The sequence below is a fragment of the Streptomyces sp. NPDC033221 genome (genome assembly GCF_055577005.1).
The window spans coordinates 321,937-333,480 of the sequence record NZ_JBVIQN010000001.1; the positions used below are offsets into that span (position 1 = coordinate 321,937).

At 72.3% G+C, this 11,544-nt stretch carries 11 protein-coding genes; 6 read left to right on the forward strand and 5 right to left on the reverse strand.

Features of this window, described 5'->3' with window-relative positions:
• Positions 1-131: 131 nt before the first annotated feature.
• Entirely contained in the window at positions 132-761 is a 630-nt protein-coding gene (locus tag ACZ53K_RS01415) for an acyl-CoA-like ligand-binding transcription factor (RefSeq protein WP_468830457.1), read from the forward strand.
• Between the two features lie 10 nt (positions 762-771).
• Here the strand turns inward: ACZ53K_RS01415 and ACZ53K_RS01420 are convergent, their stop codons facing one another.
• From ACZ53K_RS01420 to ACZ53K_RS01430, 3 genes are all read right to left on the reverse strand, one after another.
• On the reverse strand, positions 772-1,308 hold the full coding sequence (locus tag ACZ53K_RS01420; RefSeq protein ID WP_468830459.1) for a MerR family transcriptional regulator: 537 nt from the start codon (positions 1,306-1,308) through the stop codon (positions 772-774).
• 137 nt (positions 1,309-1,445) lie between these two features.
• Complete coding sequence (locus ACZ53K_RS01425) at positions 1,446-2,489, reverse strand: MDR family NADP-dependent oxidoreductase (protein WP_468830461.1); 1,044 nt, start codon at positions 2,487-2,489, stop codon at positions 1,446-1,448.
• Positions 2,490-2,621: 132 nt separating this feature from the next.
• A complete protein-coding gene (locus tag ACZ53K_RS01430) occupies positions 2,622-4,661 on the reverse strand; it encodes a thioredoxin domain-containing protein (RefSeq protein WP_468830463.1) in 2,040 nt (679 codons plus the stop codon).
• Positions 4,662-4,750: 89 nt separating this feature from the next.
• On the opposite strand from ACZ53K_RS01430, the gene ACZ53K_RS01435 reads away from it, so the two are divergent.
• The 3 genes from ACZ53K_RS01435 to ACZ53K_RS01445 all read left to right on the forward strand — a co-directional run bounded on the left by ACZ53K_RS01435 (position 4,751) and on the right by ACZ53K_RS01445 (position 8,929).
• Entirely contained in the window at positions 4,751-5,023 is a 273-nt protein-coding gene (locus ACZ53K_RS01435) for a hypothetical protein (RefSeq protein WP_468830465.1), read from the forward strand.
• A complete protein-coding gene (locus ACZ53K_RS01440) occupies positions 5,020-5,421 on the forward strand; it encodes a type II toxin-antitoxin system VapC family toxin (protein ID WP_468830467.1) in 402 nt (133 codons plus the stop codon). The genes ACZ53K_RS01435 and ACZ53K_RS01440 overlap by 4 nt, the downstream gene beginning before the upstream one ends.
• A gap of 220 nt (positions 5,422-5,641) precedes the next feature.
• On the forward strand, positions 5,642-8,929 hold the full coding sequence (locus ACZ53K_RS01445; protein WP_468830469.1) for a tetratricopeptide repeat protein: 3,288 nt from the start codon (positions 5,642-5,644) through the stop codon (positions 8,927-8,929).
• Positions 8,930-9,010: 81 nt separating this feature from the next.
• Here ACZ53K_RS01445 and ACZ53K_RS01450 read toward each other — a convergent pair whose 3' ends face one another.
• Together ACZ53K_RS01450 and mca are read right to left on the reverse strand one after the other, a co-directional pair.
• The gene (locus tag ACZ53K_RS01450) at positions 9,011-9,322 is read right to left on the reverse strand and encodes a hypothetical protein (RefSeq protein WP_468830471.1); all 312 of its coding nucleotides are present in this window, start codon (positions 9,320-9,322) and stop codon (positions 9,011-9,013) included.
• 4 nt (positions 9,323-9,326) lie between these two features.
• Positions 9,327-10,199 carry a mycothiol conjugate amidase Mca gene (mca, locus tag ACZ53K_RS01455; protein WP_468830473.1) on the reverse strand — a complete coding sequence of 291 codons (873 nt, stop codon included), beginning with the start codon at positions 10,197-10,199 and terminating at the stop codon, positions 9,327-9,329.
• Positions 10,200-10,295: 96 nt separating this feature from the next.
• Between mca and ACZ53K_RS01460 the strand changes: the two genes are divergently transcribed.
• Together ACZ53K_RS01460 and greA are read left to right on the forward strand one after the other, a co-directional pair.
• A complete protein-coding gene (locus ACZ53K_RS01460) occupies positions 10,296-10,703 on the forward strand; it encodes a DUF4307 domain-containing protein (protein WP_468830475.1) in 408 nt (135 codons plus the stop codon).
• 277 nt (positions 10,704-10,980) lie between these two features.
• Complete coding sequence (greA, locus tag ACZ53K_RS01465; RefSeq protein ID WP_468830477.1) at positions 10,981-11,478, forward strand: transcription elongation factor GreA; 498 nt, start codon at positions 10,981-10,983, stop codon at positions 11,476-11,478.
• The last annotated feature ends 66 nt before the right edge of the window (positions 11,479-11,544 follow it).

The following is an 11,544-nucleotide window of genomic DNA, read 5'->3' on the forward strand; positions in this document are numbered from 1 at the left end:
TCCAGGCATCACTGACAGTGACCTTGCCCTTGTTGAAGCGTTACACACACCACTGACAAACAAGGAGATATCAAGGAACACCGCCGGACCGACACCCTCATGCGTGCGGGAGCGGCGGTCGCCACCGGACAATGACGCGCATGGCCTCTGCACAGAAACCCGCCGCTCAGCCCGGTGCCCCCAAGCTCGGGCTGCGGGAGCGGAAGAAGATCCAGACCCGGCGGGCGATCCGCCGGGCCGCGTACCGGCTCTTCGAGGAGCAGGGGTACGAGGCGACCCACGTCGACCGGATCGCCGAGGCCGCCGACATCTCCCCCAGCACGCTCTTCCGTTACTTCCCCACCAAGGAGGACATCGTGCTCACCGACGAGTACGACCCGCTCCTGGAGGCGGGACTGCGGGCCAGGCCCGTCGGCGAACCGATGGCCGAGTCCATGCGGCACGTGGCCGTCGAAGCGCTGCGGCAGCTCCCGGCCGAGGAGCGCGCCGAGTTGGTCCTGCGCATCCGGCTCGTCCGGGAGGTGCCCGCGATCCGCGGCCGGACGGCGGAGAACACCGCGCGCGACACCATGCTCAGCGACGTACTGGCGGAACGGACCGGCCGGTCCCCCGACGACCTGGAGATCCGGGTGATCGCCACGGCCGTCCTGGCCGGGCTGCAGGAAGCGCTGATGCACTGGGTCGCGAACGATCAGCGGGACGACCTGGGAGAACTCGTCGACCGGACCATGGATGTGCTGGCGCGCGGGCTGACTCTGTAGGGGGCCCGCCTCACTCCCGCAAGGCCCTCCCGTACGGAGCCACCCGCCCCGGCTCTCTGGCCGGTTCCCCCAGCCGCCGGGCCAGCCGCCCGCGCAGCCGTGTCAGCCGCTCGATCCGGGCGTCCAGGTCGGCCAGCCGGCGGCGGGCCACCTGCTCCGCCGTACGGCAGTGGCCCGTACCGCCGTCCGCCGCGCCGCCTCCGGCATCCGCCGCGCCGTCCCCGCCACCCCCGGTGCCGCGTCGGTCACCGCGATCACCGCGATCACCGCGATCACCACGGTCGCCGCGGACGCCACCCGTGAAGAACACCTCGGGCAGGCCGTCGGGCGGGAGCGCGTCGAGGAGCGGCGCGAAGGACCGGATGTCGCCCACGGTCAGCCCCGCGTCGAGCAGTTCACGCACCGTGCGCAACCGGCGTACGTCCTCCGGCTCGTACACCCGGTGGCCCGACGGCGTACGCCGGGCGATCACCAGCCCCTGTTCCTCGTAGTAACGCAGTGCCCTGGCCGTCATGCCCGCCGCGGCCGCGGCGTCCCCGATGCGCATCCGGTCCTCCCCCACCGGGGCCGGGCCGGTCGCGCCCAGCTCCGTACGTCGACTCCTCCACACCGTACGTCGGCCCACTGGGACCGTACGTCGCCGACCGGAGGCACACCGACGGAGCCGCGCTACGGGGAGACCGCTCACAACTCCACGAGTACGGCGCCCAGGTGGCGTCCCTCGGTCAGTTCCCGCAGGGCGCGCGGGGCCTCCTGGAGGCCGTGCAGCCGGGCGTGCGGGAAGGTGAGCGTGCCGTCCCGCAGGCCGCGCCCGAACTGCTCGTTCCACTCGGGGATCAGGTCGAGGTGGTCATAGAGCGCGATACCGCGCAGCGTGATGCTGCCCGCCACCAGGGACAGCGTGTCGATCTCGGTGGTGTGCGCGCCGCTGCCGGAGAGCTGGTTGGCGAGCGCGCCGACCAGCGCGATACGGGCGCCGCGGTTGGCGAGCGCGATGGCCGCCTGCAACTGCTCACCGCCCACGTTGTCGAAGACCGCGTCGACACCGTCCGGAGCGGCCGCGCGCAGCTGCTTCTCGATCGGGCCGGCGCCGCGGATCACCGCCGCGTCGTAACCCAGCTCTTCGACCAGGTAGTCGGCCTTGCGCTGGGACCCCGTACTGCCGATGACCCGTGCGGCGCCCCGCAGCCGGGCCAGCTGCCCGGCCAGCGACCCGACCCCGCCGGCCGCGCCGGACACGAACACCGTGTCTCCCGCGCGGACCTCGGCGCCTCGGACGATGCCCATGTAGGCGGTCGGCCCCTGGGAGAGGTAGGCGGCCGGGTCGGGCAGCAGGTCCCGGTCCCGGCGTTGCGCCCGCGCGGCGTCCAGCAGGGCGTACTCCCGCCAGCCCAGGTTGTGTTCCACCAGGTCACCGGGGGTGAAGTCGGTGCCGGGGGCGGCGACCACCTCGCCGATGGCCGACCCGTACAGCGGCTCGCCGGGCACGAAGGACGGCATCGGGACGGTGGTGACCTCGTCCATGAGCGTCCGCATCACGGCGGCGACGCCCATGGTCGTGTTGCGGACGAGCACCTGCCCGGGCCGCGGCTCGGGTACGGGCACCTCGACGATCTCGAACAGGTCGTCGGTGAGCGGGCCCTGCGGACGGCCGGTCAGCCGGACTTCATGGTGGGTGGCGGGGAGGCCGCCACCGGTGCGGTTCGTGCGATCCGTGCGGTTCGTCATGCCGTCACGCTAGAACTTGACGCCCGCGTGAAGTTCAAGTCGGCTTGTGGTCCTAGGACTCAGGACGGAGGGGCGAGGACGATGCGCCCCGCCCCTGCCACCACCAGCACCAGCACCAGCACCAGCACCAGGTCAGCCGCCGCGAAGCTTCTCCCCCAGCTCCTCCGGCCCGGTCGTCGGACGCTCACACGTGAAGTGCCGGCAGACGTACGCGGCGGGCCGGCCGTCGACCAGCGAACGGTCCTTCAGCAGCGGCACCTCCTCCATACCGGGCTCCCCGAGGGCGACCACCGCACCGGGCGCGGTCCCCAGGAGGGCGGCGCGGTGCAGCGCCCGGGTGGCCGGGACGCCGTCCGGGCCGACGACCGCGACCTCGCGCGGCCCGTCCAGCACGGCCTCGGCGACGGACAGCCCCCACCCGATGAAGCGCGGGGCCCGGCCGCTCAGCGCCTTGACGACGCCCAGGGCGCGTTCGGCGGCCTCCCGGTGCGGCGTGCTGCCGGTCAGCGCCGCGTACGACAGGAGCGCTCCGGCGGCCGCGGTCCAGCCGGACGGCGTGGCGTTGTCGGTGGGGTCCTGCGGGCGGCGGATCAGCTGTTCGGCGTCGTCGGCGGTGTCGTAGAGCGTGCCGTCCTCGGCGGTGAAGTGCACGAGCACGGTGTCCAGGAAGAGGCCGGCGAACTCCACCCAGACGCCCTCCCCGGTGACCGAGGCAAGCGCGACGAAGCCCTCGGCGACGTCCGCGTAGTCCTCCAGGACGCCGGCGTTGGCGCCGGCCGCGCCGTCCCGCGAGGTGCGGTGCAGCCGCGCCTGCCAGTCCATGTGGACGCGTACGAGCAGGTCGGCGGCGTCCGTGGCGGCCTGCACCAGGTCCGGGCGGTCGAAGTAGGCGCCGGTCTCGGCGAGCGCGGCGACGGCCAGGCCGTTCCAGGCGGCGACGACCTTGTCGTCCCGCCCGGGGCGCGCCCGGGTGTCGCGGGCCGCGCTCAGCCGCTCCTTGATGCCAGCGATCCGCGCGGCGTCCACCAGGTCGTCAGTGTCGGGGAGTTGCAGGACGGAGGCGCCCTCCTCGAAGGTGCCCTCCTCCGTCACGCCGAAGTAGTGCGCGGCGACCTCGGCGTCCTTCTCCCCCAGGACCTCGCGCAGCTGCGCGGGCGTCCATACGTAGTACGCGCCCTCGACGTGCTTGCCGCTGCCGTCGTCGGAGTCGGCGTCCAGCGCGGAGGCGAAACCCCCCTGCTCCGTACGGAGTTCACGCACCATGAAGTCGGCGGTCTCGACGGCGATGCGGCGGGCCAGGTCGGACCCGGTGGCGCGCCACAGGTGCGCGTACGTACGGCACAGCAGCGCGTTGTCGTACAGCATCTTCTCGAAGTGCGGCACCGTCCAGGACGTGTCCACCGCGTAGCGCGCGAAGCCGCCGCCGAGCTGGTCGTAGATCCCGCCGCGGGCCATCGCCTCGGCGGTCGCCTGCGCCATCTGCAGGGCCGCCTCGGACTGCGTACGGGCGTGGTGGCGCAGCAGGAACTCCAGCGTCATGGACGGCGGGAACTTCGGCGCCCCGCCGAATCCGCCGTGCACGGCGTCGAAGTCCCGGGTCAGCGTCAGCAGCGCGCCGGCCAGGTCCTCCGGGCCCGGCGGCACGGGATCCCCCTTGGCCAACGATTCGGAGAGCGACCGCGCCGACAGGTCGGCGACGATCCGCCCGGCGACCTCGCCCACCTCGTCCCTGCGGTCCGCCCAGGCACTCCGCACACCCTGGAGGACCTGCGGGAAGGAGGGCATCCCGTGGCGCGGCTCGGGCGGAAAGTACGTACCGAAGTAGAACGGCTCGGCCTCGGGCGTCAGAAAGACGGTCATCGGCCAGCCGCCCTGCCCGGTGGCGGCCTGCACGGCCTCCATGTAGACCGCGTCCACGTCGGGCCGCTCCTCGCGGTCCACCTTCACGGGCACGAAGTGCTCGTTGATCAGCGCGGCGACACCTTCGTCCTCGAAGCTCTCGTGCGCCATCACGTGGCACCAGTGACACGCGGAGTATCCGACCGACAGCAGGATGGGTACGTCACGCCTCTTCGCCTCGTGCATCGCCTCCGTACCCCAGGGCCACCAGTCCACCGGATTGTCGGCGTGCTGGAGCAGGTAGGGCGACTGAGAGTTCGCCAGCCGGTTCATGCGGTCACTCTGTCACGCCGGCCCGGGCGTCCCAAACGGGCGTGTCGCGGGGGCGGGACGTTGTAATAGACCTCGTCGTACTCTGGGTCATGAGGTCGCCACGAGCCGGGACCACCGAGAACATTTCCGTGTCCATGCCCGCCGACCTGGCCAGTGAACTTCGCTCCCGGACCGGGCGCCGGGGTGTGTCCAGCTACATCACCGAAGCCGTCCGCCACCAGCTCGCCATGGACGGGCTCGCCGAGATCGTCGCCTCCCACGAGGCCGAACACGGCGCGCTCACGGAGCAGGAGATCGAAGCGGCGCACCGCGAGCTGTTCGGGGAAGAGGGCGAGCAGGGCACGGGCCAGGATGCCGCGTGAAGGAGCCGCCCATCCGCTCCCTGGTGCTCGATTCCCAGGCTCTGTCACTGTTGCTGTGCAATGACCGGCAGATGACCACCCGCACCGAGGCTTCGCGCCGGGTCGGGGCCCCGGTCGTGGTGTCGGCCCTGACCGTGGTCGAAGCGGCACACGGGAAGACGGACCTCGCGCGACTGAGGTGGGTCCTCTCCCGGCTGCGGGTGGAGCCTGTGAAGCAGGACGACGCCATGAACGCCGTACAGCTTCTGCGCGACGCGGGCGGGCTGCACGGCCACGCCATCGACGCCCTCGTCGCCGCGATGGCCCTCCGCTGCACGGCACCCGTCATCGTCCTGACCTCCGACCGCGACGACTGGTCGAAGCTGTGCGGCGACCGCGTCATCATCAAGGACGTGTGACGGCGCACGTCCCGCGGTGAGTGGCGGGTGGTCGACGCGGGGAGTTATCCACAGGCCTGCCGGATTTCGCGCGGAAGCGGAACACTGTGGGTACGGGAACCGATCACCGCGGGCCGGGACGGGGGCGCTGCCCCGGCCGTCGGGGAGTGCTGGGAGGCCGGGGGATCTCCGGGAACACCGGAACCTGCCGGGACGCTGGGAACTGCAGGAGGGGGAAGGCATGGCGGGCTCACTGGCTGTGCTGCGGGACAGTCACCGGGCGGATGCGGAAGGGCTGCTGTCGCGGGCCGTCGAGGAGGAGGCGCGGCGGTCGGGCGGGACCCTGGACCGGGGTGTCCTGTTGGCCCGGGCGCGTGCGGTGCTGGACGAACTGGCCGGTAAGGCGTCCGAGGAGTACGGCGCATACGTCGACGCGCTGGACGAGTCGGCGGCCGGGCAGCGTCCGCTGTCCGAGCGGCTGTCGCGCAAGGAGCTGAGTACTCCCGCGGTGGCCACCCTGGTCGCGGCGGTCGCCGCCTTCGGCACGGACCTCGCGTTCGGGACGGGCGCCGGTACGGCGCTCGGTGTCGGGGCCTCGGTGGTGGCCGCGGGCACCGTGGCGACGGTCGTGAAGCTGACTGCGGGGCATTGGCCGGCGGCCCACCGGCAGGCGGGGATGCGCGGGCAGCCGGGCGGCCCCGAACAGTTGCGGCTGCAGTGGCTGACGGCGCTGGAGGTGCGCGGCATCCGGCCGTTCCTGGATCAGCAGCGGATGCTGACGGCGGCGACGCGCGGCGGGTCCTCCGGGACGCCGGCGGCCTCCCGCGGCACCCGGGTGCCGCAGCTGCGCGGTGCGGACCGCAGTGCGGCGGCCCGCCAGCGGTCCGTGCTGGAGCAGTCCTTCTCCCATCTGCCGCAGCCGGAGCAGCCGTTCGCGGGGCGGCGGGCACATCTGACGCAGATCGCGCAGTGGGTGCACGCGGCCCGCGCGAGCACGGAGACCCGGCCGACGGTCGTGGTGCTGCACGGCGAGCCGGGCTCGGGCCGTACGGCGCTGGCGGTGCGGGCCGCACACCAGCTGCGTGACCAGTTCCGCGGCGCGTGCGTGGTGGACCTGCGCGGGGACACCCCGGACGAGACGCCGCTGCCGACCCGCGACGCGCTGCTGCATCTGCTGAACCGGCTCGGCGCACCGCGCGAACAGCTCCTCTTCCGGGAACGGCCTTCCCAGGAGCAGCACGTCAAACGGCTGACGGAGCTGTATCACAAGCATCTGACGGGTCTGCCCGTGACGGTCCTGCTGGACGACGCCTCGGACCCGGAGCAGGTGCGCCTCCTGGTGCCGGACCGTTCCGACAGCCTGGTGCTGGTGACCACCCGCGAGCCCATGGAGCTGCCCGGCGACCTCCCGGCGTGGGTGCACCAGCTGCCGGTGGGCGCGCTGGACTCGGCGGGCACCGAGGAGCTGCTGCGGGCCGCGGCCGACGAGTCCGAGGGGGAGACCGGGCCGTACGACCACCGGTCCGTCGAACGGATCGCGCAGCTGTGCGCGGGGCTGCCGCTGCCGCTGCGGGTGGCCGGTTCGTCGCTCGGTCCCCGGTCGCCCGCCACGCTGGCGGCGGATCTGGAGGCGAGCGCCGCGCGGTCTCCGGCCGCCAAGGGCCGGTCGACGCCGACGGAGGCGGCGCTGTGGTTGCGCTACGGCGACCAGTCGGAGACGGCCCGCCGACTGCTGCGCCGGCTCGCGCTGGTGGGGCGGGCCAGCCTGGGGGCGGCCGCCGGGGCGGCGCTGCTGGGCGTGGACGTACCGGAGGCCGAGCGGCAGCTGTCGGCGCTGGCCGCCGCGGGCCTGATCGAGCATGTGCGCGGCGACCGTTACCGCCTGCACGCCCTGGTGCACCACTTCGCGCACGGCCGCCTGCTGGACGAGGAGGACCCGGCCGAGCGCAGCACGGCCCAGGAGCGGCTGATCCGCAGCTACGCGGAGCTGGCGGACTCGGTGATCCGCCTGGTGGACGGCCGTACGTCCACCCGTGCCGACCGCTTCGGCTCGCACGGCTTCACCTCCCTGGACGCGGCGCTCCAGTGGCTGGACGACGAGACCAGCTTCATCACGGCCGCGCTGCGCCACGCCGACCAGGACGTGGACCAGGCGACCGTCTCGCATCTGCTGGGCGCGCTGGCGGACTACTGCCTGCTGCGCGGCGACCTGTACCGCCTCGGCGAGCTGAGCGAGCTGACCAAGGCCGCCGACCGGGGGCTGCTCGTACGGTCCGTGCAGTGGCGGACCGGTGTCGCGGCCCGTCAGCTCGGCGAGCTGGACAAGGCCCGTACGACCCTGACGTCGGTGGTCGACCTGTATTTCGAGGCGCAGCACCCGGTCGGGGCCGCGCGTGCCCTGCGTGATCTGGGCATCACGCTCCAGCAGCAGGGCAATCTGACGGAGGCCTCGGCGAAGCTGCGCGAGGCCCTGGAGATGCAGTCCGGCGCGGACGTGCGCGGTGACCGGGCGTGGACGCTGCACGCGCTGGCGGCGGTGGAGCGGGACCGCGCGCAGGTGGCGGAGGCGCTGGCGCTGCTGAGCGAGTCCCTGGAGCTGCACCGGGAGAGCGAGAGCCTGCACGGCCAGGCGTGGGCGCACTTCCAGCTCGGCCAGGTGTATCTGCGGATGGGCGAAGTGCCGGAGGCGGAGCGCGAGTTCCACGCGGCCCTGGATCTTTACGGCCGTACGCACGACGACCGCGGCGAGGCGTGGGCGGTGACCCAGCTGGCGCGGGCCCGGCTGGTGGACGCCGACCCGGACCCGGCGGTGGACCGGCTGCGCCAGGCCCTGCCCCTGCACCGCCGCCACGAGGACGCCCGCGGCGAGGCGTGGACGCTGTACTACCTCGGCCAGTCGCTGGAGGAGCAGGGCGACCTGGACGCGGCGCTGCGGCACCTGGAGCGGTCCCGGACGATGTTCAGCCGGATGCAGGACGGTTACGGCCTGGCCTGCGCCCGGCACCACTCGGGGCGCGTCACCCGGGACCTGCGGGCCGCGCAGACCGGCTCGCTGCGCAACAGCGGCTTCGCGCGGCAGCTGCTCCAGGACGCCCGCAAGGACTTTCAGCGGATCGGCGTCCCGCACGGTGAGGCCTGGTCCTGCCTGGAGTTGGTGATCATCGACGCGGGCAACGGCCGGACGGCGCAGGCGCTGGAGCTGGCCGACGAGGCGGCGCGGACGTTCGCCGGGTACGGCGACCGGCGCGGCGAGGACTGGGCCCGTTTCCTGCGCTGCACGCTGCTGCCGTTCGCCTCGCCGGGCGGCTCGGTGGTCGGCACGGCGGTCGCGCAGGAGGAGCTGGCGCGGCTCGCCCAGGACGGACACCCGACCCGCGACTCGAAGCTGGAGGACTGCGCGGAGACGTTCGCGCTGCTGCTGGACCGTGGCGTCGAGCCGGAAACGGGGTGGGAGGCATGGCGGCTCGGCATGGTGCCGAACCGCCACGCGCGCGAGGTCATGGGGGTGTCCATACCCTCGTCGCAGTGACGAGGGGTGTCCCCCGCGTCACGGTGGCGCCGGACGGGCCGGTGGACGGCGTCCCACCCCGCCCGGCGTCCGGGGACGCGCTCAGCCCGTCTTGGGCCGGGCCTTCCCCGAGGGCTGCCCCTTCGCCTGCCCCTTCGCCTGGCCCTTGGCCTGGTTCTTCGCCCGGCCGTCGGCCGCCTCCGCACCGCCGGAGGCGGCGGGCGCCTCCGGGGTCTCCTGGAAGTCGACCTTCTTCATCTGCTTGTTCATGGACTTCATCAGCAGCCACACGGCGCCGCCGATGACCGCGAACACGATGAAGCCGAGGACGCCCGGGGTCACCTTGTCCTTGTCGAAGCTGTCGGCAAGGGTGACGAAGTGCGTCACGGCGAGGGTGCTAGTCGCGCTCATCATGGAATCAATTGTTGCGGATGCCCGCGAAGAGGTCGTCCTCGGGGAGGGACGTGTCGACGAGCGACTTGGCCAGCTCGTACTCCTCCGTCGGCCAGACCTCCTTCTGGATGTCCATCGGCACCCGGAACCAGCCGCCGTCGGGGTCGATCTGCGTCGCGTGCGCGATCAGCGCCTTGTCGCGGATCTCGAAGAACTCGGCGCAGGGCACGTACGTGGTCAGCGTGCGCTCGCGGCGCTCGAACTCCTTCCAGCGCTCCAGCCACTCCCCGTACGGGGAATCCAGGCCGCGCTCCAGCAGCGCCTCGTGCAGCGCGACGGTGCGCGGCCGGTTGAAGCCCTGGTTGTAGTAGAGCTTCTGCGGCTGCCAGGGCTCACCGGCCTCCGGGTACTTCTCCGGGTCGCCGGCCGCCTCGAAGGCCACCATCGAGATCTTGTGGGTCATGATGTGGTCGGGGTGCGGGTAGCCGCCGTTCTCGTCGTAGGTCGTGATGACCTGCGGCTTGAACTCGCGGATCAGCTTCACCAGCGGCTCGGCCGCCGCTTCGACGTCCTGGAGGGCGAAGCAGCCGTCGGGCAGCGGCGGCAGCGGGTCGCCCTCGGGCAGCCCGGAGTCGACGAATCCCAGCCACTCCTGCCGGACGCCCAGGATCTCCCGGGCCTCGTCCATCTCCTTCTTGCGTACTTCGTGGATGTGCTCCTCGATGTACGGGTCGCCCTGGAGCTTCGGGTTGAGGATGGAGCCGCGCTCCCCGCCCGTGCAGGTGGCGACCAGCACGTCCACCCCCTCGGACACGTACTTGGCCATGGTGGCCGCACCCTTGCTCGACTCGTCGTCGGGATGGGCGTGCACTGCCATCAGTCGCAGCTGCTCAGTCAAGACTCGATCCTCAGTGAAAGGCCGGAGAAGATGTTTCCTATAGTGACCGAAGCGCGGGGCGATTAATTCCGGAGCCCCCGGGCAGGAGGAGCGATCATGACCGCGGTGCGCGAGGGGCTGCCCGACGGACGCTACGGCCGCTCCGCCGACCAGCGCGCCGACCGCAAGCTGAAGATCATCGGCGCCGTGCTGGGCACGGTACTGCTCGGCGTGGTCGGATGGTCCGGTTTCTCCTATATCTCCGGGCAGGACCTCAGCGGCCGGGTGATCACCTGGAACCGCGTCTCGGACAGCGCCGTCAAGGTGCATCTGGAAGTCGTCAAGGGCAAGGACGACACCGGCGTGTGCACGCTGCGCTCGCAGGCCGACAGCGGCGCCGAGGTGGGACGCAAGGACGTCACCGTCGACGCACCGAAGGAACAGGTCGACGTCGAGGTCACGATCCGTACGACGGCCCGGGCGACCAACGCCGTCCTGGTCGGCTGCACGCCCTCCGGCGGCTGACCCCACCGCGCGCCGGTCGTCCGGTGCGTCGCGGAACCCGCGCCGCGCGCCACGCGGTGCCGCACCGGGCCCGCCCCGCGCGTCGTCCGGTGTGTCGCCGGACTCGCCCCGCGCCGGCGCGCTGACCGGCGACGTTTCGGGCGGATGCCGTTCCCGGCGAAATTCCCCTTCCCCGTTTTGTGCCGGAATTGTTAGGCTCGTGGTTTCGCCCACCCGTGGAGGCGCAGCCTCCCTGGTAGGGCGTTTGATTTATCCCCAGCACCGACGAGGAGCACCTGTGACCCAGACCAGCGACAACGTCACCTGGCTGACCCAGGAGGCGTATGACCAGCTCAAGGCCGAGCTGGAGTACCTGTCTGGTCCCGCACGCGCCGAGATCACCGAAAAGATCGCGGCGGCCCGCGAGGAAGGTGACCTGAAGGAGAACGCCGGGTACCACGCGGCCAAGGAAGAGCAGGGCAAGCAGGACCTTCGGATGCGCCAGCTCAAGCAGCTGCTGGAGACAGCGAAGGTCGGCGAGGCGCCCGCCGCCACGGGTGTCGTGGCCCCCGGCACGGTCGTCACCATCGCGTTCGACGGAGACCCGGACGACACCCTGACGTTCCTGCTGGCCTCGCGGGAGTACGCGAGCTCGGAGATCGAGACCTACTCTCCGCAGTCCCCGCTGGGCTCCGGCGTGAACGGCAAGAAGATCGGCGAGACCGCCCAGTACGAGCTCCCCAACGGCAAGAAGGCTTCGGTGAAGATCCTCGAAGCCAAGCCGTACACGGGCTGAGCACCCCGCGGCCCCCGTAGCCCGGACGACGACCGGCCCGGAGCCCCAGCGGCTCCGGGCCGGTCG